General features: G+C 69.9%; 22 protein-coding genes. 12 read left to right on the top strand and 10 right to left on the bottom strand.

Annotated elements, in window-relative coordinates; genetic code table 11:
• The first annotated feature begins 190 nt into the window (after positions 1–190).
• The 4 genes from OU416_RS27200 (at position 191) to OU416_RS27185 (ending at position 9,479) form a co-directional block, all read left to right on the top strand.
• Positions 191–508 (top strand): CU044_2847 family protein, encoded by a 318-nt coding sequence (locus OU416_RS27200; RefSeq protein WP_270929866.1) that lies wholly within the window; start codon positions 191–193, stop codon positions 506–508.
• Entirely contained in the window at positions 508–4,326 is a 3,819-nt protein-coding gene (locus OU416_RS27195; RefSeq protein WP_270929865.1) for an nSTAND1 domain-containing NTPase, read from the top strand. Before OU416_RS27200 ends, OU416_RS27195 begins: the two co-directional genes overlap by 1 nt.
• Positions 4,242–8,246 carry an nSTAND1 domain-containing NTPase gene (locus tag OU416_RS27190; protein ID WP_270929864.1) on the top strand — a complete coding sequence of 1,335 codons (4,005 nt, stop codon included), beginning with the start codon at positions 4,242–4,244 and terminating at the stop codon, positions 8,244–8,246. Before OU416_RS27195 ends, OU416_RS27190 begins: the two co-directional genes overlap by 85 nt.
• Before the next feature lie 81 nt (positions 8,247–8,327).
• Positions 8,328–9,479, top strand: coding sequence for an alkaline phosphatase PhoX (locus OU416_RS27185; RefSeq protein WP_270929863.1), 1,152 nt, complete (start codon positions 8,328–8,330; stop codon positions 9,477–9,479).
• Here the strand turns inward: OU416_RS27185 and OU416_RS27180 are convergent.
• Together OU416_RS27180 and OU416_RS27175 are read right to left on the bottom strand one after the other, a co-directional pair.
• Entirely contained in the window at positions 9,457–9,909 is a 453-nt protein-coding gene (locus OU416_RS27180) for a hypothetical protein (RefSeq protein ID WP_270929862.1), read from the bottom strand. The two genes, OU416_RS27185 and OU416_RS27180, sit on opposite strands and share 23 nt — an antisense overlap.
• On the bottom strand, positions 9,906–10,142 hold the full coding sequence (locus tag OU416_RS27175; RefSeq protein WP_270929861.1) for a zinc finger protein: 237 nt from the start codon (positions 10,140–10,142) through the stop codon (positions 9,906–9,908). Before OU416_RS27175 ends, OU416_RS27180 begins: the two co-directional genes overlap by 4 nt.
• A 220-nt stretch (positions 10,143–10,362) precedes the next feature.
• Here OU416_RS27175 and OU416_RS27170 point away from each other — a divergent pair, with 220 nt between their 5' ends.
• Both OU416_RS27170 and OU416_RS27165 read left to right on the top strand, forming a co-directional pair.
• Complete coding sequence (locus OU416_RS27170) at positions 10,363–11,223, top strand: helix-turn-helix domain-containing protein (RefSeq protein ID WP_270929860.1); 861 nt, start codon at positions 10,363–10,365, stop codon at positions 11,221–11,223.
• A gap of 21 nt (positions 11,224–11,244) precedes the next feature.
• Positions 11,245–11,448 (top strand): DUF397 domain-containing protein, encoded by a 204-nt coding sequence (locus OU416_RS27165; RefSeq protein ID WP_270929859.1) that lies wholly within the window; start codon positions 11,245–11,247, stop codon positions 11,446–11,448.
• Positions 11,449–11,552: 104 nt separating this feature from the next.
• On the opposite strand, the gene OU416_RS27160 is transcribed toward OU416_RS27165, so the two are convergent.
• The 3 genes from OU416_RS27160 to OU416_RS27150 form a co-directional block, all read right to left on the bottom strand.
• Positions 11,553–12,179, bottom strand: a complete 627-nt coding sequence (locus OU416_RS27160) for a class I SAM-dependent methyltransferase (RefSeq protein WP_270929858.1) — start codon at positions 12,177–12,179, stop codon at positions 11,553–11,555.
• Between the two features lie 269 nt (positions 12,180–12,448).
• Positions 12,449–13,903, bottom strand: coding sequence for an alpha/beta hydrolase (locus OU416_RS27155; protein WP_270929857.1), 1,455 nt, complete (start codon positions 13,901–13,903; stop codon positions 12,449–12,451).
• A gap of 98 nt (positions 13,904–14,001) precedes the next feature.
• Entirely contained in the window at positions 14,002–14,403 is a 402-nt protein-coding gene (locus tag OU416_RS27150; protein ID WP_270929856.1) for a helix-turn-helix transcriptional regulator, read from the bottom strand.
• Between the two features lie 321 nt (positions 14,404–14,724).
• On the opposite strand from OU416_RS27150, the gene OU416_RS27145 reads away from it, so the two are divergent.
• Genes OU416_RS27145 through OU416_RS27125 form a run of 5 tightly spaced genes read left to right on the top strand, consistent with a single transcriptional unit; the run spans position 14,725 to position 19,985 of the window.
• Positions 14,725–15,588 carry a hypothetical protein gene (locus tag OU416_RS27145; protein ID WP_270929855.1) on the top strand — a complete coding sequence of 288 codons (864 nt, stop codon included), beginning with the start codon at positions 14,725–14,727 and terminating at the stop codon, positions 15,586–15,588.
• Positions 15,572–16,903, top strand: coding sequence for a hypothetical protein (locus tag OU416_RS27140; protein WP_270929854.1), 1,332 nt, complete (start codon positions 15,572–15,574; stop codon positions 16,901–16,903). The genes OU416_RS27145 and OU416_RS27140 overlap by 17 nt, the downstream gene beginning before the upstream one ends.
• Positions 16,900–17,376, top strand: coding sequence for a hypothetical protein (locus OU416_RS27135; RefSeq protein ID WP_270929853.1), 477 nt, complete (start codon positions 16,900–16,902; stop codon positions 17,374–17,376). Before OU416_RS27140 ends, OU416_RS27135 begins: the two co-directional genes overlap by 4 nt.
• Entirely contained in the window at positions 17,373–18,785 is a 1,413-nt protein-coding gene (locus OU416_RS27130; protein ID WP_270929852.1) for a hypothetical protein, read from the top strand. The genes OU416_RS27135 and OU416_RS27130 overlap by 4 nt, the downstream gene beginning before the upstream one ends.
• A gap of 30 nt (positions 18,786–18,815) precedes the next feature.
• Positions 18,816–19,985, top strand: coding sequence for a hypothetical protein (locus tag OU416_RS27125; RefSeq protein ID WP_270929851.1), 1,170 nt, complete (start codon positions 18,816–18,818; stop codon positions 19,983–19,985).
• 68 nt (positions 19,986–20,053) lie between these two features.
• Here OU416_RS27125 and OU416_RS27120 read toward each other — a convergent pair whose 3' ends face one another.
• The 4 genes from OU416_RS27120 to OU416_RS27105 all read right to left on the bottom strand — a co-directional run bounded on the left by OU416_RS27120 (position 20,054) and on the right by OU416_RS27105 (position 23,544).
• Positions 20,054–22,192 (bottom strand): MMPL family transporter, encoded by a 2,139-nt coding sequence (locus tag OU416_RS27120; protein WP_270929850.1) that lies wholly within the window; start codon positions 22,190–22,192, stop codon positions 20,054–20,056.
• Between the two features lie 151 nt (positions 22,193–22,343).
• Positions 22,344–22,577, bottom strand: coding sequence for a hypothetical protein (locus OU416_RS27115; RefSeq protein WP_270929849.1), 234 nt, complete (start codon positions 22,575–22,577; stop codon positions 22,344–22,346).
• A complete protein-coding gene (locus OU416_RS27110) occupies positions 22,574–22,903 on the bottom strand; it encodes an ArsR/SmtB family transcription factor (protein WP_270929848.1) in 330 nt (109 codons plus the stop codon). The genes OU416_RS27115 and OU416_RS27110 overlap by 4 nt, the downstream gene beginning before the upstream one ends.
• Before the next feature lie 44 nt (positions 22,904–22,947).
• A complete protein-coding gene (locus tag OU416_RS27105; protein WP_270929847.1) occupies positions 22,948–23,544 on the bottom strand; it encodes a nucleotidyltransferase domain-containing protein in 597 nt (198 codons plus the stop codon).
• Positions 23,545–23,661: 117 nt separating this feature from the next.
• On the opposite strand from OU416_RS27105, the gene OU416_RS27100 reads away from it, so the two are divergent.
• A complete protein-coding gene (locus tag OU416_RS27100) occupies positions 23,662–24,459 on the top strand; it encodes an aminotransferase class IV family protein (RefSeq protein ID WP_270929846.1) in 798 nt (265 codons plus the stop codon).
• Position 24,460: 1 nt separating this feature from the next.
• Here OU416_RS27100 and OU416_RS27095 read toward each other — a convergent pair whose 3' ends face one another.
• Positions 24,461–24,805 (bottom strand): MerR family transcriptional regulator, encoded by a 345-nt coding sequence (locus tag OU416_RS27095; protein ID WP_270929845.1) that lies wholly within the window; start codon positions 24,803–24,805, stop codon positions 24,461–24,463.
• Positions 24,806–24,888: the final 83 nt, after the last annotated feature.

The following is a 24,888-nucleotide window of genomic DNA, read 5'->3' as shown; positions in this document are numbered from 1 at the left end:
GACCACCTCCGGGTGAGGACGCGCGCTTCCCCTGTGCATGCCGCCTCCCGGCTACCCCGCACCGGGCGACGCAAGACCCGGACAGGCGTCACCCGAACGAGGGCCTTACGCGGAGTTGCCGGAACCCGCAACACCGGCAGTCAATCTCCGGGTAACTTCGATCACATCCGCAGCGGGCTGGGGGTTACCGATGGCTTTGGTGAAGATGCCGCTCGAGGACGGCGGCGAACTGCTCATCGAGTCGGTCGAGGAGCGGGGTTCGATCCCGGTGGGTGCCGGCGGTCGCGTCGTGCAGGCGTCGGAGACCGTGCAGAAGGCGATGGGCAGCATCCGCTCCGCCGCCGAGGCGGTGCTCGGCGAGCTGCGCGCGATGGAGCAGCCGCCGTCGAAGGTCAACGTCCAGTTCGGCATCAAGGTGACCGGCGAGGCGAACCTCGCGGTGGCCAAGTCGGCGGGCGAGGCGAACTTCAACGTCACCATCGAGTGGAACGGCGTCGACAAGTCCTGATGGACGGTCTGGCGGCGGGTCCGCTCGACCCCGCCCTCGTCCGGTTGCGCGCCGGCCGGAGCGTTCTGGGGGCGGGGTTCCTGATCGCACCCGATGTGATCGCCACCTGCGCGCACGTCCTCGATGACGAGCTCGTCGCCGACTTCCCGCTCCTGCCCAGTCACGGACACGCCGTGGAGGTCCTGGAGCGCGACGACGAGCTGGACGTGGCGATCCTGCGGCTGCCCGATCCACCACCGGGTGCGCTGCCGGTCCCGGCCCGCATCTCCGGCGAGGTGCGCGACCACCGCTTCCGCACCTTCGGCTTCCCGCGCGACATGCCGGACGGCGTCTGGGTGACCGGCCGCCTGCTCGGCGCGCAGGGCGCGGGCCGCATCCAGATGGCGGTCGACCCGGACCACTGGCACGTCGAGCCGGGCTTCAGCGGCGCCCCGGTCTGGGACGAGGAGCTGGCCGGTGTGGTCGGCATGGTGGTGACCGTCTCGGCCCGCAGCGGGACCACCGCGCACCTGGTGCCGACCACCGCGCTCGGCGCCGCCTGGACGACTCCGGCCCGCAACCCCTACCGCGGCCTGCGGTCGTTCCGCGAGGAGGACGCCGAGCTGTTCCACGGCCGGGACGCCGACGCCGACAGGCTCTTCGACCTGGTGCGACGTCGGGACATCGTCGCGGTCGCCGGGCCATCCGGCAGCGGCAAGTCCTCGCTGGTCCGCGCGGGCCTGGTCCCGAAGCTCAAGCAGCACGGCTCGACCGTCGTCTACCTCGAGATCGGTGATGAGGTACCCGGATCTCCCGCGCCCGGCACCGTTCTGGTGCTGGACCAGTTCGAGGAGACCGTGGTGGTCGACCCCGCCGCAGCGCGGGAGAAGCTGGCCGCGGTGATCCGGCTCGCCGGGACGGCCCGGACGGTGCTGACGCTGCGCTCGCGCTCGCTGGACGAGCTGATCACGCGGGACACCGTTGCGGAGCTCAACCGCGCGGTGTGGTTCCTCGAACCGATGTCCCGCGACCAGCTGGCGGCAGCCGTGGCGGGCCCGGCAGCCGAGGTCGGTGGCCTGGCCTTCGAATCCGGCCTGGTGCAGAGGATCCTGGACGACGCGGAGGAGGGCACGTTGCCGCTGCTCTCCCTGGTGCTCGACCAGCTCTGGCAGCACCGCCACGGCGGCTGGCTGACGCACGAAGCGTACGAGAAGCTGGGCCGCCTCCCAGGTGCGCTCAGCACCGCGGCCGACGGAGCGCTCGCGACGCTCAGCCCCCACCAGCGCGCCGCTGCCCGGCGGCTGCTCACGCTGCTCACCCGCCCCGACGGCGAAGGCGGCCATGCCCGCCGCAGCGCCGATCTCGCGGACTTCGACCCGCAGCTCGCGCAGATCACCGACGCGCTGGCCGCCGAACGCCTGATCACCGTGCAGGACGAGCGCGTCGACCTGGCCCACCAGGCGCTCATCGACCACTGGCCGACCCTGCGGAACTGGCTCGCCGAAGACGCGGAATTCCTCGACTGGCGGGCGAAGCTGGACGACCTGCGGAACTCCGGTGGCCGGCTCACCGGTGGCCCGCTGGCCAAGGCGTCCGACTGGCTGCGCGACCGGCCCGAGGACATCCCGGCAGCGCAGCGGGAGTTCATCCGCCGCAGTCAACGCCGCGCGCGTGCGGTGATCGTCGCGGTCACGGCGTTCGCCCTGGTAGCGGTGGTCTTGGCCGGTGTGGCCTGGTACAGCTACAGCGTGCGCGACGAGCAGCTGCGCGCGAACCTCTCCGCGCAGCTGGCGCAGCAGGCCGGTCAGCTCAGCTTCGGGAGCCCGGCACAGGCGTTGCAGCTGGCCTTGGCGGCCTGGCACGAGCAGCCCGGAAACCCCGACGCCTACGGTGCGTTGTTCGAGCAGCGCCTCGCGTGGAACGGCGTGAACCGCCTGCTGCCACCGGTTTCGGCCGGTCCGGTGCGGGGCGTCCAGTCGAGCGCCGACGGCCAGGTCGTGGTCGTCGAGCCGAGGGACTTCCAAGCCCGGCTCGTCGTCGGCCGGGGCCTGACCGGCCCGGACCCGGTGGTCCGCGAGATGCCGGAGCTGTCCGCCGCGCACGCGCTCAGCCCGGACGGCAGGTTCCTGGCCGTCAGCGGTGAATCCGGCGTGCTTCAGCTGCGGGATCTGTCCGACCTGAGCGCACCGCCGAGAGTGCTCGGCACCGCAGCGCCTTACGGAACACCGTCTTTCAGCGCCAACGGACGTTTCCTCACCTTGCCCGACGCCGAGGGCGACTACGAGTGGAAGCGAATGCGGACTTGGGACCTCGGCAGTGGCCGGGAACTCCCGAGCAACGTGCGGTTCCCGATCGCGGGGCCGGATTCCTACCTGTCCGCCTTCCCCTCCGATGACGGGACATCGCTGATCACCGCGGAGCACCGCCCGGTCGACGGCAGGCGAGCCGAGTACCAGCCCGTGGTCCGGAACCTGGCGACCGGAGCGGTGACCAGGACATCGGACTTCAGCATCGACGACGACGTCGAACTGGTCGGCAACGGCACGCACGTCGTCGGCTGCGCCAATGGCGTGCTGCGGATCGCGGACGCCCTCACCGGCGTGATCACCGCGGAGTTTCCGGCATCGCCGTCGTGCGGGACGAAGCTCGACGTCAGCGGGCAGTACGTGCTGCTGGACAAGGCGGAGGGCACCGAGATCATCCACCCCGCCAGCGGGAGGCGATTCATCCCGAGCGACCCCGCGGTGCAGCCCTGGAACGCCAGCGATCCGGTGCTGCGGATCGAACCGGACGGCCGGCTGACGGTGTTGTCGGTCAACGGTGCGGATCTGCAGCTCTCGTCCACCGAGGTGCAGGAGGATCCACCAGCGCGGGCCAGCCGCGCCAGCTCCCCGAACGCCCGGACCCCCGACGGCCGGAAGTGGGTGACCTACGCGTCGAACTCCACCCACCACGACGGAGTGCCCGAGGCCGGTGACGGGGCGATCGTCGTGCAGGACCAGCGAGGGACGGAGCTGGCCCGCATCCCGGCCGGGCGAATGCCGCTCGGCATCGCCATCGACCGGTCGGGCGAGCGCGCCGCTGTCCTGACCGACGGCGTGCTGCGCGTCCACCGGACCTCGGACTTGTCGGTGGTGCACGAGATGTGGATCCCGGTCCCCGGGAACCTGAGCGATTCCGCCACGCAGCTGGTGATCACGGGCGACAGGTTGCTGGTGAACCTGGACGGCGTGGTGCAGTCCTGGGATGTGCGGACCGGCGAGCAGGTCGCACCGCAGCTGAAGTTCGACCAGGCGTCCATCACCGCGCGCCCAGGCCACCCGGATGAGCTGCTCGTCCAGACCGCCCAAGCACTCCAGGCCTGGGACCCCCGCACCTGGACGCCGCTCTGGACGCTCCCACTACCTGGCATGTCCTACGACAACGATCTGCACGTGTCGCCCGACGGCGCGACGGCCGTGGTCCTCACCAACGACACCGCGACCGCCTCGTTCGTCGACCTGACCACCAGGACGGTGCGCACCGAGCTCAACGGCAGCTTCTCCTTCATCCACGGCATTTCCGGCAACTACCTCTTCACCAGCAACAGCGAGGCGCTGGAGGTGTGGGACATCGCCGGTCAGCGGCGGGTGCTGGCCGTCGACCGGTTCAGAGGTGAGGAGAACGCCGTGGTGGGCGACGCGTTCGTCGCCTCCGACACCCCGGGCGGTTGGGCCCCGATGCCGCTCGGCGGTGCGGAGATGTTCCGGGACCTGTGCCGGATCTCGGACCGGGAGTTCACCGAGCTGGAGAAGAAGAGCCTGCCACTCGGCGCGAGCACCGAACGGCCGTGCCGGTGAGGAGGGGCGACGTGCCGGACTCACCCGATCTGACCGCGTCGGAGCCGCTCGCCGCATCGCTGGCCCGGCTCACCGCCGGAGGGCGGCTGCTCGGCACCGGATTCGTGCTGCCGGGCGACCGCATCGCCACCTGCGCGCACGTCGTGGCGGGTGCCGACGACATCAGTGCCGACTTCCCGCTGCTGGGCACGAGCGGCGTCGCGGTGGTGGTGGACAAGCTCGACGAGGCCAAGGACATCGCCGTGCTGCGGATGGAATCCGCACCCAGCGGCGTCCGGCCCGCACCGGTCCGGCTCGACCTCGACGTGCTCGGCCACCGGTTCCGCGTCATGGGCTTCACCGCCGCCGAGCCCGACGGCGTCTGGGTGTCCGGCACGCTGGCCGGGGTGCAGGGCGCGGGCCGCGTCCAGATGGCCGTCGACCCGGACCACGAGCAGATCGCGCCCGGATTCAGCGGGGCCCCGGTGTGGGACCGGGAGCTGGGCGGCGTCGTCGGGATGGTCGTCACCAGGTCCGGCAGCAACGAGACCACCGCACACCTGCTGTCGATCTCAGCGTTCCGCGAGTGGGTGGACTCCGACCGCAACCCCTACCGCGGGCTCGACCCGTTACGGGAATCCGACGCCGACCGCTTCTACGGAAGGGACGACGATGTCGCCGAATTGCTGAAGAAGCTGGGCAAGCAGAGCATGGTCGCCATCTCCGGGCCGTCCGGCAGCGGGAAGTCCTCGCTCGTGCGCGCCGGGCTGATCCCCCGTCTCAAGCAGGCCGGGACCGCTGTCACCGAGCTCGGCGAAGGCGATCCGATCCCGACCAGCGGGGTGCTTTTCCTCGACCAGTTCGAGGAGGAGGTCGTCGCGGACCGCGCGGCCGCGCAGGCGAAGCTGGAGCAGATCATCCAGCACATCGCCGAGCACCCACTGCGGGTCGTGCTCACGCTGCGGTCCCAGTCGCTGGACGACCTGATCACGCCGGACACCGCACAGCAGCTCGGAGAGGCTGTCTGGCTGCTCAAACCGATGCGCCCGGACAAGCTCCGCGAAGCGATCGAGTTACCGGCGGAACGCGCGGGTCTTGCGTTCGAGGCCGGGCTGCCGGAGGCGATCGTGCACGACTGCCCGCCCGGGCAGCTCTCGCTGCTCTCCGCCGTGCTCGACCAGCTCTGCAAGGACAAGCAGGGCGTGTGGCTCACCCACGAGGCCTACCAGCAGCTGGGCCGGGTCTCGGGCGCGCTCGGCAAACGCGCTGACGACGTTCTCTCCATGCTGGGAACCGATGGGATCCGTCAAGCCCGGCGGCTGCTCACCGGGCTCACCCGCCCCGACGGCGGAACCGGCCACGTCCGGCGCAGCGCGAACCTCGCGGACCTGGAGTTCGAGCTCCAGGATCTCGCGCTGGAGTTCGCCAAGGAGCGGCTGGTGGTCGTGCACGACGGCCGGGTCGAGCTGCCCCACCAAGCCCTGATCGACCACTGGCCGAGGCTTCGGAAATGGCTCGCCGAGGACGCCGACTTCCTCGCCTGGCAGACGAAGCTCCACGACCTCAAGAGCTCCGGAGCCCAGCTCACCGGAGCACTGCTGGCCGAAGCATCCTCCTGGGCGGCGGGGCCGCGCCGCGACATCCCCAAACAGCTCCGCGAGTACATCCAAGAAGGCGAAGCAGCGCACCGCCGAACCCAACGCCGCTGGCGCACCATCACCGCTGTGTCGGTCGCGCTGGCGCTTGTCGCACTGCTGCTGACCGGTGTCGTTACCCGCTACGCCGCGCAGATCAGCGACCAGCTGCGCACTGCCAACGCCGCCCAGCTCGCGCAAGCGTCCGAACGCGCTGCCGCGATTGATCCGCGGCAAGGACTGCAACTCGCCTTGGCCGCCTATCACGAGAAATCCGACAGTCCCGAGGCTTACGGGGCGTTGTTCCGGCAGCGCCTGTTCTGGCAGGGCGTGGATCGAGTCGTTCCGCCCGAAATGCTGCCGAGCGCCGGCTTCTGGTCGATTCGTTCGAGTGCCGACGGCCGCGTTCTGGTCGTCTACCCCGTCGACCGGTCGCAAAAACCGGTGGCGCTGTGGGACGTGCACGGGCCGAATCCGCGGAAACGCGAACTTCCGATCGATCCGGCCATCTCACCACCCGCCTCGACAACGCTGAGCCCGGACGGTCGCTTCCTCGCGGTGGACACCATGGACGAGGGCACCGGACTGCGCCTGCTAGAGCTCGCCGACCCGGACAAGCCGATCGAGCTGGTCCCGCGGGAAAAGGTCGATGCCGTCCGCTTCAGCTGGAACGGACGCTTCCTGGGCATCATCACGGCCGACGCCTCTCAGCCGGTCCGAGTTTGGGACCTGGTTGATATGCGCGAACTCCCCAGCCGGGTGGCGTACGAAGGCGCGCCCGGTTCGGGAAACTTCACGGATTTCTTCCCATCACCTGACGGAAGATCGCTGATCACCGAGGAGAACCGCGCACTCCCGGACGGCTCGTACAAGTCGGACGTCGTGGTCCGGGATCGAGCCAGTGGTGAGATCATCCGTAGCTATCCGGGCATCAACAAGCTCGTCGGGGGCGGAACGCTCCTGATCCAGTGCGATGCCACCGGTTTGCGAGGCGTTGATCCGCTCACCGGCCGAACCACCGGCAGCCTCCCCGGCGAACCGTGCGCGGCCCCCCTCGGCACCGACGTGTCCGGGCAATACCTCATGTTGTCCGGCACGAATCCCGACGGGTTCGCCGACCAGTACTACCAGGTCATCAACTGGGCAACCTGGCAAAGGGGTTTCATCGAGAAGTCCATTAATTCCGAGACGGGTGTGGTGCTGATACCGCGAGACGGCCGAAGCCTGACCACCATCGAGGACAACAGTGAGGCAATGACGGTCCGAAACGTGGATACCGCACTCGGAGACCTAGGCCACTACGACCAGTTCACTCCCGCGCCGGACAAGAGTTCCTGGGCTGCGATCAGCAAAACCGGCGACGGTGCAGGCCCTGAACTCGCCCTGCTGGACGAATCCGGTGCCGTTCTTGCCTCGACGATTGTTCCTGTGCCAGCCGCGAACTGGTACAGCAACTTCAAGGTGTTGTTCGATGTCACCGGGGACCGGATCGTGTTGGCGAACGGGCCCAAGTTGTACGTCTACCGCGCCGAGGACCTGGTCCTGGATCACGAACTCCAGCTCCCCGTCCCGCCCGGGCATGACGTCTCCGAACTAGGCGATGCCCACCAGGTGTCGCTGGTCCGAGGTCCCGGAGGTGAACTGGTGATCAGCGCCTGGGGAATGCTGTCGTTCTGGAATCCCACCACCGGGATGCAGATTGCGCCACCGATCGTCCTGGCGAAGTCCGGTCCACGCGGTTTCCTCCCGGAAACTGCTGTTCTGACGGGTCGGCCAGGCTATCCGGAACAGGTACTCCTTACCTCCGAGGGCCGCTTGACGATCTGGGATCTCCGCGCGCGCAAGCCCTTGGGAGAGCTTCAGCTCCCTCAAGGGGAGGTGCAGGCTTCCCCACCAGCGGTTTCGGCAGACGGCGCGTACGCCGTCGTCGGGGAGCACTCGCCGCCGATGAGCGTTATCAACCTGAATTCTCTGAAGGTGGAAGCGGAGGTCAACGCCGAGCTGGACGAGGTGATCGGGTTGTCCGGCCCCTACCTGTTCACCAGCTCCGGTGGCGTGGTCGGCGTCTGGAACTGGCGAGAACAGCGCTCGATCACCAGCGAGACGCCGCTCCAACCCAATGTCGACGGGGCCACGCTCGAAGGTGACTCGTTCGTCATCAAGCCGGGTCCGCGGCAGCAGAAGCCTGTCCCGCTGGATCCCGAGGAGTGGTTCGCGCACCTGTGCGAGCTGTCCGGTCGGAAGTTCACCGACCAAGAGCTCAGCATGCTCCCACCAGGAGCGAGCACTGACCCGCCGTGCGGGTGATTCGACCGTTCGGAGGTGCCGCTTGGTGCGAGCTACCCGGGAGGATGGGGTTCCGCCGCCGACGGACTGAGAGGAGTCGTTGTGCGGCGTCGTTCTTTTCTCCGGGCTGCCGTGGTCGGTGGTGGGGTTGCCGCCTTTTCCGGCGGGTTGTGGACCGGGGCTGCTGTGTCCGCGCCGAACCGGCTGGCCGAGGGGCCGTACGGGCCGCTGCTGCCTGCCGACGGGAACGGGCTGGAACTGCCGGAGGGCTTCACCAGCCGGATCATCGCTCGGTCCGGGGATCAGGTCGAGGGCACTTCCTACACCTGGCACGACGCTCCTGACGGCGGGGCTTGCTTCGCCGACGGGGACGGCTGGATCTACGTGTCCAACTCCGAGATCGAGCCCGGTGGCGGGGTCGGGGCGGTCCGGTTCGACGCCGGTGGGAACATCGCCGACGCCTACCGGATCCTGGACGACACCCGGCGCAACTGCGCTGGCGGCAAAACTCCTTGGGACACCTGGTTGTCCTGCGAGGAGGTCGGTTACGGGTACGTCTTCGAGACCGACCCGTGGGGGCGCAACGAGGCCGTGCGCCGGGACGCCATGGGCAAGTTCAACCACGAGGCCGCCGCGTGCGACCCGGTGCGCAAGGTCATCTACCTGACCGAGGACGAGCCCGACGGCTGCTTCTACCGTTTCCGGCCGAACAACTGGGGCGACCTCGGCGCGGGCGGTCTGCTGGAGGTCCTGGTCGCCGGGTCGGAGACCTCGGGCAAGGCCACCTGGGTGGAGGTGCCCGAACCGCTGCCCTCCGACGGCGACACCCCGACTCGCGAGCAGGTCTCCGAGGCCAAGCACTTCGACGGCGGCGAAGGCTGCCACTACGCCAACGACCGCTGCTGGTTCACCACCAAGGGCGACGACCGGGTGTGGCAGTTCAACGCCGCCGACGACACCTTCGAGCTGGCCTACGACGGCGGCGGTGATCTGAGCGGCGTGGACAACATCACCAGCAGCGACTTCGGCGACCTCTACGTGGCCGAGGACGGCGGCAACATGGAGGTCTGCATCATCACACCGGACGACGTGGTGGCTCCGGTGGTGCGGGTGAACGACCAGGACGGATCGGAGCTGTGCGGCCCGGCGTTCAACCCGGCGGGCGACCGCTTCTACTTCTCCTCCCAGCGCGGCACCTCGGGCGAGTCCTCCGGCGGCATCACCTACGAGATCACCGGCCCGTTCCGCCACTGACCCGTGAGCGGTTCGGGGCGCTATGGCACCCCAAACCGCTCACGGCCTCTGACCAGGCGAAACCTGGACTGAGCCGGAGGTCGACGGGGCACGGCGGGTGCTCGTCGATGTCCCAGCGCAGCCGGTGGCGGCCCACGTACTCCGCCACCGGCTGTTCCGGCCACCGGATCTCCTCCAGCAGCATGCTTCGAAGCGCAGCTTCAGCGGAGGACTCGACCTCGGCCTTCGCTGGAACTGCGGGTCTGGGCTTCGGCTCGGCGGCTAGGGCTTCCCGGAGCTGCCAGACCATGACCGTGCCTGGGCCTGCTCCCGCGTGCTGGCCGTTGCCGCCGCGGATCGGGGTCAGCGCGAGGATTCCCAGCACTGCTGCGGAAACGACGAAGATGGTGAAGTAGGTGTTCGGGGCCAGCGCGACGTCGAGGAAGGTCATCGGGCCCTCCTGGCTGCCGCATCGCGGCGGGAACAGGCTTCCGCCCAACAGGTTTCGCAAGTGGGTGCGAGCCAGTCGAGCTCGTTCGGCGAACCGATCGTGATGCTCCGCTCGCACAAGGTGTTCCGCTCCTGACCCGCCTGCGGCGGCGCATCGGGCTCCAAGCCGTGCCGGAGGCCTTCGGCGGGACGCCAGTACGCGATCAGCCCCTGCGGCTGGAACAAGTCGGACACGTTGCCTCCCAAGGGAAATCGAAGAGGGGAAGGCGGTGGTCCGGGCCCGCGGTCGGGGAGGGGGCGACCAGGACCACCGCCGGACGGCAACAGCACGTGTTGCTATCGTTACCGCCTGAGATCAAGGTAGAGCATCCGAAGGTAATTACCTATGGATGACCACCTATGTCCACCTAACGAGTTCGAGTCTTGTGCGTACCGATCACTCAGGAGGGGCACTGTGGCACCGGTTTCTCCCACCGTCGCAGCATGGGATGTCGGCCTGCGGATTCGCGAGAAGCGAGGCGCACTAGGCCTCAGCGCCGCGACAGCCGCCAAACAGCTCGGCATCGCCGCCGCGTACCTGTCCGACGTCGAGCACGGCAAGAAGAACCTTGCGGCAGACCGGCTGGAGAAGCTCATCGGTATCTACGAGTTCGACGCCGAAGAAGCCGATGAACTACGCTTCCTTCGCGAGCAGGCCACCCATCGAGGCTGGTGGACGAAGTACTCAGCGCTGTTCAGCGAAGACCTGCTCCGCTTCTTCGGATTCGAGCACGGCGCGGAAAGCCTGCGTATCTACGGAAACGACCTCCTCCACGGCCTTCTGCAGACTGAGGACTACGCACGGGCAATCATCGAGTCAGGTGCACCGAACTTGCGGCTCGCCGAGGTGGATCGCCGCGTCCAATGCCGCCTCGCCCGGCAGAAGCGCCTAGCCGGAGATGAACCGCTCCAGATCATGGCCGTCATGAGCGAAGCAGCTGTTCGGCAACAGATCGGCGGCAAGGAAGTGCATCTCGCTCAGCTCAAGCACCTCGCAGACCTAATCGAGCAGAACCCCGATCACCTCGACGTCCGCATCGTTCCGTTCGAAGCGACTGGACATCCAGCGATGGGCGGATCCGGCTTCCACTTGATGACGTTCCCAAGCGGTCGGCTTCCAACGCTGCTCTGGCAGGAGACCGTGACGTCGACACAGCTCACCATGGATCCCTTGACCACGCGCGAATACGGCCTCGCACATGCCGAAGCAACGACCAGCGCACTGAGCAGGGAAGACTCGTTTGCTCTGATCAAACAAGGGTTCAGCCTCAGCTGACTTCCGACTACAGTCGAAAACATGAACGACGTCTTCCCCAGTGCGCTGGACGAAGCGAAGTGGCGGAAGTCCACGCGAAGCTCCGACAACTCCTACTGCGTCGAGGTCGCCGTCACCCCTGACGTGGTCGGAGTCCGCGACACCAAGGACCGCGCTGGCGGCGCGCTCGTGTTCAGCCGCTCGCAGTGGGGCGGGTTCCTGTCCGCTCTGCGGCGGGACTCCTGAGGTTGCGTCTCCGCAGTTCAGGCGGCGTGAGTGCTTTGGGGTGCTATAGCGCCCCAAAGCACTCACGGGCCATCACCTGCCAAGACGGCCGCTCCACCTGGCGATCAGTGGTGGGTGTTGCGCCACAGGAGCGTGTAGCGCCAGAAGAGGCGGCGGTGGACCACTGCTCCGGGGAGGATTTCCGCCGCTGCGGTGCGGATTTCCAGGAGCGTGTTCGCCGGGTCCTTGACCGGCATGCCTTCGTCGTGGGGCTTGCCCGCGCGGCCACGGGCCGCCTTGTAGGCGCCGACCGCCGCGTTGGCCGGGAGGGTCACCGCGTCCAGGGCGAAGTCCGTCGGTGTCTGCTTGCGGTAGTGGCCGACGACAGCGAGGGTTCCGCCCGGTCTCACCAGCTCGGCCAGGCGGCGCAGCGCCGGACGCAGCGGCATGTGGTGCAGGCTGGAGATCGCCGTCACCGCGTCGTATCCCGACGCGTCCAGCGAGAGATCCAGCAGGTCGCCGCACAGCCACCTGACGTTGCTCGCCGGCGCACCGCTGGCGCGCTCGATCATCTCCGGCGAGACGTCCACCGCATCGACGTGCTCCGCCCGCTCCGCGAGCTCCCGCGCGAACGCGCCGGTGCCGCAGCCGACGTCGAGCGCCCGCGCGCTCCGCTGCGGCAACTTCCGCAGCAGCCACGAGTGGTAGTGCGCGTTGTGATCCCACAGCAACGACTGCGGTAGTTGAACCACTCGAACCTCCAGATCGCACTCCTCGGACCGCCCAGCCTCCCCGATTCTGCCGAAGGAGCTGTCGTTGCTCCCCGGGGCCGGGAGGCCGCACCCGGAACGTCGGAGGGTGATGTTGGCGATTTCGCGCGAAATCGAACGCTTCCACGCCTGGCCATCGCCGTTTTCGCGCGAAATCGCCATCCGAACCGCCGGGCGCCGCGCCTGGCCGTCCGCGAAGCCGCGAATTTCCCGGAACCGGGAAGCCGCGCGCTCCGCGGACGGCCTTCCCGTCAGCCTGCCGGTTGGGTCGGCCAGACCGCTTCGCAGTGGGTGTCGGGGGCCGGTGTTCGCAACGTCGTCACGTAGTCGTCGACGTAGTCGGTGACGCAGGGGCTGTGGTAGTACTGCCCGTGACCGACGCCGTCGTAGTGCAGCAGGACCGAGTTCTCGATCTGGTCCGCCACCGTCCGGTTCCAGGCGTTCGGCGTCGCCACGTCGTAGCGGGCCGTGACCAGCAGGATCGGCGGCGTTCCGGCGATCTCCGGCCGGTGCTGCGGGTTGCTGACCTCGCCCGGCCAGTTCAGGCACGTCGCGACATCGCTCCAGAACGGGGAGAGCTTCGTCTGCGGTGCGAGCTGCTCCGCGCGGTCCCGGTAGCTCTGCAGCTCGGCGAAGTTCCCGACGTCCCAGCGCCAGTCGTCGCACCAGATCGCCTGGTAGGAGTTCTGCGCCAGCTCCACCGGCGCGGCCTGCGCGGCGATCGCCGGGCCGCCGCCGGCCAGCGCCTGGAACCGCTCCGCCAGCGGGAACCACCGCTCCTCCGGCGCGTACATCGCGGCCTTGAGCTCGCGGCGGAGGAACTCCGCGCTCAGCGGCTTGCCGGTCACCGGGTCGGTCAGCGTCCCGGCTTCGGCCTTCCCGTGCAGGTCGGCCCACAGCGCGCGGACGTCAGAGCCGTGCAGCGCGCAGTTCTGCGTGCGCTCGCACCAGTCCGCGAAGGCGTTGAACGCGCCCTCCTGGTCCTCGGTGGTCGTCGCGATGTAGTCGCCACCCGAGCTCATGCTGTGGTCCATGTTCGAGTCGAGCACCATCGCGCGCACCCGGTCCGGGAACAGCTCCGCGTACTGCTGCCCCACCTGCGTCCCGTAGGACGCGCCGTAGAAGTTCAGCTGCTCCTCGCCCAGCGCCGCGCGGATCGCGTCGAGATCGCGCACCGCGCTGACGGTGTCGACGAGGCCGAAGGCCGGGCTGTTCTGCTCGCAGTCCTCGCCCAGCTTCGCGTTGTAGTCCAGCAGGTCCTGGTACTCCTGCTCGGATTCGGGGAAGCTGCTGGGCTTCTGCTTCAGCAGCTCGGCGCTGCACCGCACCTCGCTGCTGCGCACGACGCCGCGCTGGTCCCAGCTGACGATGTCGAAGCGCTTGCGCAGCTCGCCGACGGACAGCGCGTCGGGGCTGTTGACGTACATGTCGATGCCCGAGGCACCCGGCCCGCCCGGCGCGGCGAACAGCACGCCGATGCGGTTCTCCGGCTCGGTCGCGGGTAATCGCCCGATGGCGATCTCGATCTTCGTCCCGTCCGGGTCCTGCCAGTCGAGCGGGACTTCCACCGACGTGCACTCGCCCTGCTGCTCGCCGCAGGGTTCCCAGGCGAGGTCGGAGCCACCGGCCAGCGCGGGTTGCGCGCCGGTCAGGGTGGACAGCACTAGCGCGGCGGATGCTGCCGCGTACAACGGAATTCTGCGCACCAGATCTCCTCGTGTGAGCCGTTGGCGTTCACGAGGCTAGTGACCGGTGGTCGCTCCGGACGGCGCGTTCGGAGCATCCGGATTCCGCCGGGCAGCCCTCAATCCGCGGTGTAGAGGTCCGGATTGTCCGACAGCGCGGCCACCATCGCCGCGCGCGATCCGACGCCGAGCTTGGTGAAGATGCGCCGCATGTGCGCCGAAACCGTGTAGAGGCTGATCTCCAGGACCGCGGCCATGGCGCGGTTGGTGTAGCCCAGCCCGACCATCCGCGCGATCTCCCGCTCCCGCGGGCTGAGCAGTTCGTCGACCTTCGGCGCGACCGGGACGAGCAGGCAGCGCACGCCGAGGTCGGTGATGTCCAGCAGCGGTCTGCGCGTTCCCGTGTTCGGCCCGGCTATCTCGCCGACCCGGCGCACCAGCGCCCGGACCAGGTGCTGGACCAGCTCGTCCGCCTGCAGGTCGGCGGTGTGCCACGCGGGCTCCGGCGTTGGCCGGTCCACCCGCGGAACCGTCGTCGCAGTCGCTTCTCTCACCATGCCACCGGCCTCCCCAGCAACCAGTCCGGGCGGCGGATCGACGCCGTGGCCCGCGTCCCCACGGCAGGCCGGTGCGGCGTTCGCCGCGGTCGGTACCAGCAAATCCAACATCGTCCGAATGCGCATCGTCGATTCGTGTGACACGCGCCCTGACTAATTCCCAATAACGACGTCAAAACGTGTGACTACCACCCGAATGCCCTCTTGAACTGGACTGACCCCACGCGCTCACCGACGACCGGCCGCAAGTTCCGCCGGCCGCGGCGCAGGACAGGAGGAGCCACCATGAGTCGCTACCGAGCGGTCGACGGCGAGCTGGAGGACGAGCTGGCCCGCGAGCTCGAGGACGAGCTGGAAGACGAATTCGAGGACGAATTCGAGGACTTCGCCCAGGAGCTCGAGGACGAGCTGGAGGACGAGGACGAGTTCGAGGACGAATTCGAAGACGAACTCGAGGACGAGCTGGAAGGGCTGGTCCAGGAGCTGGAGGACGAGCTCGAGTTCGAGGACGAATTCGAAGATGAGGACGAGGACGAGGACGAGCTGGAGGCGGAGTTCGAGCAGCTGGTCCGCGAGCTGGAGGCGGAGTTCGAGGACGAGTACGAGTCCTTCGCCAACCCGGTCCGCCGCCTCTACCCCGATGCCGAGACCATGGCCAAGCTCGCCTTCGAAGCCGAACGCGCCGAATCCGAGGCCGAGGTGGAGGGCTTGCTCGGCGCGCTGGCGCCGCTGGCGATCAAGATGGCGCCCAAGGCCCTGCCGCTGGCCAAGAAGTTCGCCCCGAAGATCATCAAGGGCGTCAAGAAGGTCGGCAAGAGGTTGTGGCGCAGCCGGACGGCCCGTCGCGCGGTCCGCCAGGTGCCCAAGATCGCCGGCCGCACAGCGCGGGACATGGGCCGCCGCGTCGCGCGAGGCCAGAAGGTCTCCGGCAAGCACATCGCGCGCTCGCTGGCCGGGCACACCGCCAAGGCGGTCGGCCGCAGCAAGGCCGTGCGCGGACGCCGCCCCACCAAGCGGCCGCGTTCCGCACCGCCGAAGAACCGCCGCGCCGTCCAAGCCCGCCGCGCCGCGCAGATGCGCAAGGCCCGCGCGGCCAGGGGACGTCCGAAGGCCCGCCGCCGGAGCAGAGGCCGTGGCCGCCGCCGCTGAGCTGCGGTCGGCCGCGGCGCGCTCCCGGCCGACCCAGCCGATGGACCGCGCGACCGCGCACCTGCTGGCGACCTGGGTGCGCACTCAGGCCACCAGCAGCGAACGCCACCTCGCCGCGCTCCGGCCGTTCAGCTGGACGGAGTTCGGCGATCCCGCCACCGGCCCCAGCCGGGCGCACCTCGTCGCGGTCAACGAAACCATGGCCGGGCTCCGGGAACCGCTGCACGAAGCCACCCGCGAGCTGCGCCGCGTCGCCGAGCAGGCCGCCCGGCTGCCGAACTCCCAGCGCCTGCAGAGCGTGCTGCGGGCGAAGTCCCGGGCGTACCGTCGGGTGCGCGACACCGAGCGGTTGTGGGACTTCTACCTGGAGCTGTTCACCCAGCGGCAGAGCTCGTTCGCGCCGTGGCTGGTCGCCGCGGACCGGATTGCGCTCGACTGCTACCAGTACGCCTACCTGGGGATCGGGCGGTGGCGCTCGATCCCGACCCCACCACCGTTCTGCTACCTGGAACCCAGCCACGGGCCGGCCACCTCGCGCCGCGGCATCCCGCTGCAGCGGCTGAGCCACCGGATCAACCCGTTCCCGCTGATCCAGCTGCCGTTCCACCGGCTGATCAACCCGTGGACGCTCGGTGCCGTGCTGCACGAGGTCAGCCACAACCTGCAGAACGATCTGGGGCTGGCCAGAGCGGTTCCGATGCAGGTCGCGGCCAGGCTCACCGAGCTCGGGCTGCCGCCCGCGATCGTCTCGCAGTGGGTGCGGTGGAACCGGGAGACCTTCGCCGACCTGGCCGGGCTGCTGCTGGGCGGGCCGATGGTCGTGGGCTCGCTGTTCGACGTGATCGCCCGCGATCCGCGCGCCGCGGCGAAGTTCCGCCCGGCCGACCCGCACCCGTCGTCCTACGTGCGCGGGAAGCTCTCCGTCGAGCTGCTGCGGCGGATGGGCTTTCCACGCCGCGCCGAGCAGCACGAACGCGCGTGGCACGCGATGTACCCGCGGCCGAAGCTCATCGGTGCACCGCCGGAGCTGCTGGCCACGGCGGACAAGGCGATCCCCGCCGTGGTGCGGGCGATGTGCTTCACCTCGTACCCGTCGCTGGGCGATCGGAAGCTGGCGCGGGTCCTGCGGTTCGAGCCCAAGGAACAGCGGATGGTGGAGGAGGCCGCCGAGCGGCTGGCCGACGGCGTGGCGCCCGGCGTCGTGCCGGAGCGGTTCCTGATCGGGGCGGTCCGGCACGCGCTGGAGAACCGGATGGCACCGCCGAAGCGGTTGGCGCGGTTCTTCGTGGAGGAGCTGGGGAGGCGGGCCCGATGACCTTGCGCGGCGAATTCCCGGTGCTGGCGCGGAAGATCCGGCAGCTGGCGGCCGCGTGGCGCGCACTGGAGGTGAGCGTGGTCGAGGACCGCCCGGGCGGTGAGCGCCCGGCGGTGTCCGACCGGCTCGCCGAGGTGGTCACCGACGGCACCGCGGAACTCCAGCCGGCGCTGCGCGCGGTGCGCGGGCGGCCGGAGGCCGACGCCTTGCACACCACCGCGCTGGCCCTGCTGCGCACCCAGCGGCGGCTGGACGACGAGTTCCGGTGCCACCACGCGGCCAACGAGCTGGCGCGGGCCGTGCAGGGGCGCGGACCGGAGTGGCTCGGCTGGGCCCGCAGCATCCGGTCCGGTGTGGACGGATGCGTGGATTCGTTGCGCAGCACGGAGAACACCATGCTGCGATGTTGGCGCGAAACCGCCGAACTCGCGCTGCGGTTCGGCATCGAGGAAGGCGGCGAGGGCAGGCGATGAGCATCAACGACGACAGGGGCGCCGCGCTCCCCCCGGCCCAGGACGTGGACAGCGCGTACCCGCTGGTCCACCGGCACGAACCACCCTGCCCGCCGTGGTGGGACCCGGGGAAGCTGGCGAACAAGGCGATCAGCGACGTGCTCGGCTGGAAGTGGCGCGAGGGCGACACCAAGGGCTTCACCTCCGCGCTGACCGGCAGCTTCGAGCTCAAGCGCGTCGAGGGGCACACCGAAGCGCGGTGGACGCCGCGCGGTTACGCGGTGCAGGCCGACCTGGGCGCGGTCACGGGTGGGCAGGCGTCGCTGGCCGCCCGCGCGCGCAGCGCGATCAAGGACGCGACCGAGCTGCTGGACTCGCTGCGACCGCTGCGACCGGGTGCGGATCCGGAGAACGGCGAGGGCTTCCGCAGCCTGGTCCGGCACGGTCTGGAGGAGATCCGCAAGGAGCTGGAGTCCGCGCTGCTCCGCGTGCCGCGCATCGACCAGCTCTTCCTGCTGCTGCTCGGGAGCCCGTCGGCGGCCGTGGACGCCGACCGGGTGCGCGGCCACCTCGGCGAGTTGCGCGATGAGTTCGGGCTGGTCGGCGGGCAGGTCAACACCATAGAGGAAGAGCGCGTCCAGACCTCGTTCATCACCCTGGTCGACTGGGTGCTCTCGCTGTACCGGGGCTGGCTGGACTCCCGCGACCGCATCGACCCGTTCGCGCAGCCGGAGACCGGCCAGGCGCCGTTCTTCGGGCCGGCCGTGGTGGCGCTGTCCCAGCTGCTGTCGGCGACCGCGGTGCAGGTCGAGGAGCTGGTCGCGGAGCTGAGCTCGGTGCGGATCCACCGCGGTGACCGGGAGGTCCTGCGGATTCCCGACCCCGATGGCGGGTCGATGGCGCTGGGCGGCCTGCTGCGCTGGGTGCACGACTTCGCCTGCTTCGAAGGCCGCACGCTGATCGAATCCGCGGGCAAGGACGGGGTGGACAGCGCGTTCCTCCAGGTCGCGGTGCGGTTGGAGCGGATCGTCGGGCACCTGCCGCGGCGCACCGACGGCGGCACCGAGGACGTGGCGGGCAACTACCGCGCCACGCTCCCGGCCGGGTTCTTCAGCTCCCGGGTGCAGCGCGCCGTCGACGAGCTGCACGACCACCTGCAGGAGATCGTGCGGGTGGCCCGGCCGATCCGGCACGGCGCGAAGCCCGAGGACCCGCCCGGTCCACCACCGCCGGACGCCGGAGCGGCGGCTGCACCACCGCTCGGCGCAGCACCGAGGTCAGGTACGCCCGGAGCGGCAACGGGAACCACTCCCGGCCCGGCACCGACGTCGGGCGCGGCTCCAGGTGCGGCGGAGCAGACCGTCTCCGCGGCCAAGCCGCGGACCCGCAAACCGCGTCCCGAGCCCAAGCCCGCCCCGCGGCCGGAATAGCGGTCCGCCCGCGCCCCGCACGGAGGAATGATGGCCACCGAAAAGCAGTACCGGGAACTGTTCGACCGGGTCGCCGCGCTGCGCCGCGAGGTCGCGGGCAACCTGTCGAACGAGCTCGGCAGCAACCCGCAGGTCGGCGAGGCGCTGCTGAAGCAGATCGACGACATGCTCTTCGCCGTCGAGACCGAGGACCAGAGCCAGCCGCGACCACCCGACGGCGGGCTGGCCCAGCTGGTCGGCATCGGCGGCGAGGCGGCCAGCGACGTCGGCGCGACCCGCATGCCGCACGGCATCGAGAACTACGACGAGACCATCGCCTCCGAGCGCCTCATCGCGGTGGCCGACGTGTACTACCTGTACCAGCACGAGCGGATGGGCATGTTCCGCGTGGTGCAGAAGCTCCGGGAGCTCTTCGAGCGCGGCGCGATCCGGTTGTTCGACGGTGAGGGCGCGTTCGGGCTGTACCGCTTCGACCGGCGGGACGTGCTGCGCTACACCAAGCGCGACCGGATCAGCGCCTACCGCCGAGTGCTCGGCTACGGCCGCGGCCTGGGATCGGGGAACTCGCGGCCGAACACCGACTTCCACCGGCTGTTCACCCAGTTCAACAACCAGACCGCGCTGTTCTGGCGGGACAAGCGGGTCTCCGACGTGATCCGGGAGCGCGCGCACGACCCGTCCTTCGGCAGCATGGCGGTGGTCCGGCGCAGCGGGCTGGACCTGCGCAACAACCTGAAGTTCACCTCCTACGGCCACCTGAACGTGCTGCGGGTGGAGGTCATGCAGCTGCTGGACGAGTGCTTCCGCATCCTCGACGCCGAGGACGTGAAGGACCTGTTCGGCGCGGCCAACGCGTGGGACGTGATGGACGAGGTGCTGGTCCGCTACTTCGGCGAGCAGCTGGTCTCCTCGCCCCGCCAGCGGATGGCGGTGACCGGGCGGAAGGTCCTGCGCTGGCTGGCCGCCCCGCACATCCTGGAGACGACCCGCTCGGAGTTCGAGGCCCTGCTGCTGGAGATCGCCGAACCCGCGGAGGAGTGGCTCACCTCGGCCCAGTCCCTCCGCCTGGCCGACCGGAGCAGCTCGAAGCAGCTGCTGCCCTGGGACCGCCAGCAAACGGCGGGAGTCACCACACCGCAGCGCGGCGACCGCCAACCGGCACCTCGCCGCCCGGCCACCACGCGCCGAGCTCGGCGGTGACACGCCTGGTCACAAGCCCGTGAGCACTTTTCGGGGTGATAGCCCCACAAAGTGCTCACGGGCCCGGTTCAACTGATCGGCAGTGGCGTGCGGACCGTGGTGGGTTCCTCGTGCGCGCCGGGCTTCCAGGGCCACCAGGCCGCTCGGCCCAGGAGCGTCAGGACCGACGGGAGGATCAGGACGCGGATCACGAAGGCGTCCAGCAGGACCGCCACCGCGAGGCTGAAGCCGATCTGCTTCATCTCCGCCAGGTGCAGGAACACGAAGCTGGCGAACACCGTCGTCATCACGATCGCCGCGCTGGTCACCACCTTGGCCGACTGGTGCACGCCGAGGTGGACGGCGTCGCGCTCCGGGACCCCGCGCAGCACCGCTTCGCGGATCCGGCTCACCACGAACATCTGGTAGTCCATCGACAGCCCGAAGAGGATCACGAACAGGAACAGCGGCACCCGCGAGCCGATCGCGCTGGTCGCGCTGGGATCGAAGCCGAACAGGGCGGTGGCCAGCCCGTGCTGGAAGAACACCACCAGCAGTCCCATCGCGCCGGCGGCCGACAGCAGGTTCAGCGCCACGCCGACCAGCCCGATCACCACGGAGCGGAACACCAGCACCGTCACGGCGAACGTCAGCAGCAGCAAGGCGATCACCACGACCGGCAGCTTGTCGTTCTGGTGCGCCAGGTAGTCCACGTCGCGCGCGACGTCCCCGGTGACCACGACCTCCGCGCCGGGCACGCGCCCGGTCACGGCGGGCAGGTAGTCCGCGCGCAAGTGCGTCAACGACCGCGCCGCCTGCTCGGCGCTCGGGTTGAACGGGACCGACACCTGCACCGCGGTCACCCGGCCGCCTGGCCCGGTCTTCGGGGCGGTGACCTCGCCGAACAGCGGATCTCCCTGGACCCGGCGCCCGAGGTCGACCAGCGCGGCGCGCACGTCCGCCGCGTCCTGCGGCGCCGCCGCCACGACCACGTCGTGCCGGGTGCGCAGCTGCGGGAACTCGGCGGTCAACCGGTCGTAGACCTGCAACGCCGGGATGTCGCGGGAGTGGCTGTCGCGGTTGAGCACCCGCATCTCCATGCCCAGCAGCGGGAGCGCGAGCAGCAGCATCGCCAGCACCGAGAGGCACAGCGTGCGCACCGGGTACTCCGCCGCCGGCCGGGAGATCGCGTCCCACACGCGTCCACTTCGGACCTTCTCCGGCTTGGCGGGGCGCTTCGCGGCGCGGCGGCCGATGAGCACCAGCAGCGCGGGCAGCGCGGTGATGGAGCTGACGACCGCGACCAGCACCACGGTGATCGTCCCGGTGGCCAGCGAGGCGAACACGATGTCGGTGGCCAGGTAGAGCGTCGCGGTGGAGACGATCACCGCGAGCCCGGAGACGACGACCGTCCGGCCCGCGGTCTCGGCGGCCAGCCCGACCACCACCGCCGGATCGAGGTGCCCTCTCGCCCGTTCCTCGCGCTCCCGCTTGAGGTAGAACAGCGCGTAGTCCACGCCGACCGCCATGCCGATCAGGATGATCACGTTGTTGCCCACCCCGGCGTCCGGGATCAGGTGCGACACCACCATCGACAGGCCGATCGCGGACACGATCGAGGTGATCGCGAGCAGCAGCGGAACCCCGGCCATCAGCACCGAGCCGAACACCGCGAGCAGCGTGATCAGCGTGACCGGGAACGTGATCGCCTCGGACAGCGCGAGGTCGCTGCCGCGCTGCTCGTCCACGCCCCTGCTGATCGAGGCGCTGCCGGTCTGCTCCAGGTCGAGGCCCGGGTAGTTCCGCTGCACCCGCTCGGTCTGCGCGGTCAGCTGGTCGAGGTGCTTCCGGGCTTCCAGCTCGGGCCCCCGCATCGACACCTCGACCACCAGCACGCCGCCGGCGGAGCGGATCGGCGCCGCGACTCCGGCGACCACCGGCTGCGCGCGCAGCAGACCGGTCAGCTCCTCGGCCGCCGCGGGCGCTTCGGGACCGCCGGAGATCGTGACGTACTCGGTCGCCGGGCGCTGCAATCCGGCCCCGGAGGCCAGCTCTTCGGCCCGCCCGGCCTCTCCCACCCGGTAGTCCTCGCTGGTCGCGCTGTTCGTGCCGACCAGGCTCCCGATCCCGAGGCACAGCGCGACGAACACCACCCAGCCGATCAGCGCGCGCCCCGGGTGCGCTGCGCTCCACCTCGCCACCGAAACGGTGACCGACGGCCTCTTCACCCGTTCAACCCCTCAGTCGGTTTTCACCTGTAATCTGAGACTTACAGGTGACGGCATGGGCCGTCAACTCACCTGCTGACCTGCGGGGATGAAAAAGCGGGAGGAGCCGGCCCCGGCTCCTCCCGCTCGACGTGCTGCGCGCTCGGCGCTTTCAGTCGATGCTGCGCAAAAGCCCCTCGACGGACTTGAGGCGCTCGTGCACCTCGGCCAGCTCGGCGCGGAGTTCCTCCTGCTCGGCAACGGCCTGCTCGGCGAACTCCCGGTACTCGGCGAGCGCCTTGGCGTCCGCCCGGTGCCGCTGCAGACCGAAGTAGGCGACGAAGATCGTGGTGATGCCGGCCACAGCGATCAGCGTGATGACGATGCCGACGACCTCTCCGGTCATGTCCGGGTCCCCTTCCCGTCCGACCGCTCCGAGCTGTCGGACTCCTGCAAAGCCGCGCGGATGACGTCGACGTCGAGGGTGAACTCGAACGGACGCAGTTCGAAGTACTTGAGCGCCTTGCCGTCGGCGGACAGCTCCAGGTTGCCGGCGACCAGCTCCGCCTTCTCCAGGCGCTCCAGGTGCATGTAGAGCAGGGGCCGCGACATGCCGAGGCGGCGCGCCAGCTCGCTGACGTACAGCCGCCCGTCGGCGAGTTCGGCGATGATCCGGAGGCGCTGCGCGTGCCCCACGGCGGACAGCAGCGCCAGCAACTGCTCGCTGTTCATCGCCCCACCCCCGGTTCCGGCCCGTCAGCTCCCACCTTCGCATGTCAGCCGAGACTGCCGTGCGCCAGCCAAGGATGGTCCCCGCAGGTCTGGCTGATCGCCCGGGCCAGCCAACGGCGTTGATCCGGACCGAGCAGCGGCAGCAGGGCCGCGAAGTCGGTCTCGTCCTTGGGCCGGGTGTCCTTCGCCTTGTAGAACAGCAGGATCTCGGGCGCCAGGTACGGGATTCCGCTCGCGCCGGTGCGGCCGATCGAGCGCACCTCGCGGCGGACGCGCGGGTTGCGCCGCGAGGTCCAGCACTCGCCGTCGGACTCGTCGATCATGACCTGGATCCGCCACGGCCGGTCAGCCGCCGGACGGCACCAGACGTCGCAGACCTCGGTGGGCAGGACTTCCCCGGCTCGCCACGGCCGCAGCACTCCCGGCGGATCGGCGGCCCACCACTCCCACCCGCGCAGGACTTCCTGCACGGCCACGTGATCGCGGCGGAGCACCAGGACGTCGATGTCGCCGTGCTCGCGCAGCGAGCGCCCGAGCGCCTGCTCGACGGCGTAGCCGCCGGCCAGCCACCACGGAGCCGCCAGACCGGCGAACAGCTCGTGCACTTCTTCCGGTGCGGCCGGATCCCACGAGGTGTGCATCGGTGACCAGCATGCCCGAGCTGTGATCCGGCGCACCGCGGGTTGACCTTCCAACCGGTTGGAGGCCCTAGCGTCCTCCCCGAGCCCAAACGGGAAACACGAGCTCAGGAGTCACCGATGTCGTTCTTCGTCGTTCAGCGCAACGGACGGGAAGCCACCGCCGAGGAGCTGGCGCCGCTGGCCTTCGCCGGATTCGCGCACATGACCGCCATGCAGGTGCGCGACGGCGGCGTGCGCGGACTCGACCTGCACCTGGAGCGGCTGCGGAACGCTTCGCTGACGATGTTCGGCCAGGCGCTGCCCGACGACCAGGTCCGCGCCCACCTGCGGACGGCCGTCGAAGGTTCGCCCGCCGACCACTCCCTGCTCGCCACCGTCTACTCGACCGCGGGCGAGTTCACCGCGGCCGACGGGACGCTCGACGTCCTGGTCCGCACCTCGCCCGCGGCCTCCGGCCCCACCGGCCCGCTGTCGCTGATCACCGTCGAGCACGAACGCGCCCTGCCGGAGCTCAAGCACGTGGGCGAGGTGGCCAAGACGCACTACCTGCGGCGAGCCGTGGCGCAGGGCTTCGACGACGCGGCCTTCCTCGACCGCCGGGGCCGGTTCAGCGAGGCGTCGATCTGGAACCTGGCCTTCTGGGACGGCGAAGCGGTGGTGTGGCCCGAGGCCGACATGCTGGGCGGAACCATGATGGCCACCGTCCGCAGGCAGCTGGAGAACCTCGGCGCGCCCCAGCGGACCGCGGAGATCCGGCCCGCCGACCTCCCGGAACTGGCCGGAGCGGTGGTCATGAACTCCTGGACGCCGGGCATCGCGGTGCACCGGATCGACGGCGCGGACCTCCCGGCGGCGCCGGAGTTCCTGGAGCTGCTGCACCGGGCGCACCAGGCGGAACCGCTGGTCGCTCCGTGATTCAGGACTTCTCGAGGAAACCGGCCAGGTTGCTGCGGCTGCGCTCCATCTCGGCGATCCGCTCCTCGGCGATGGCCAGCTCCCGGTCCATGATGGCCCGCACGTCCACGCACCAGTCGAACTCCGGCAGCTCGCCGCGGACGCACGGCAGCACCGCCCGGATCACCTCGGTGGACAACCCCGCCTCCAGCAGGGCGCGGATCTGCCGCACCACGACGACCGAGTTCTCGTCGTACTCGCGGTAGCCGTTCGCGCCCCGCCGGGGTTCGAGCAGCCCCTGGGCCTCGTAGTACCGCAGCAACCGCGCGTCGACCCCGCTGATCCGCGCCAGCTCTCCGATCAGCATGCGCCCTCCGTCCGGTCCGAGCCTGCGCCCAGTATGCCGGGGCCGACCGCCTCTTCCGCGCCGCGGGACGGAGGGCGCTGACC

This window comes from Saccharopolyspora indica (genome assembly GCF_027853965.1).
GTDB classification, from domain to species: domain Bacteria; phylum Actinomycetota; class Actinomycetes; order Mycobacteriales; family Pseudonocardiaceae; genus Saccharopolyspora; species Saccharopolyspora indica.
The sequence above is the reverse complement of the archived record's forward strand: the minus strand, read 5'-3'. Positions and strand labels throughout refer to the sequence as shown.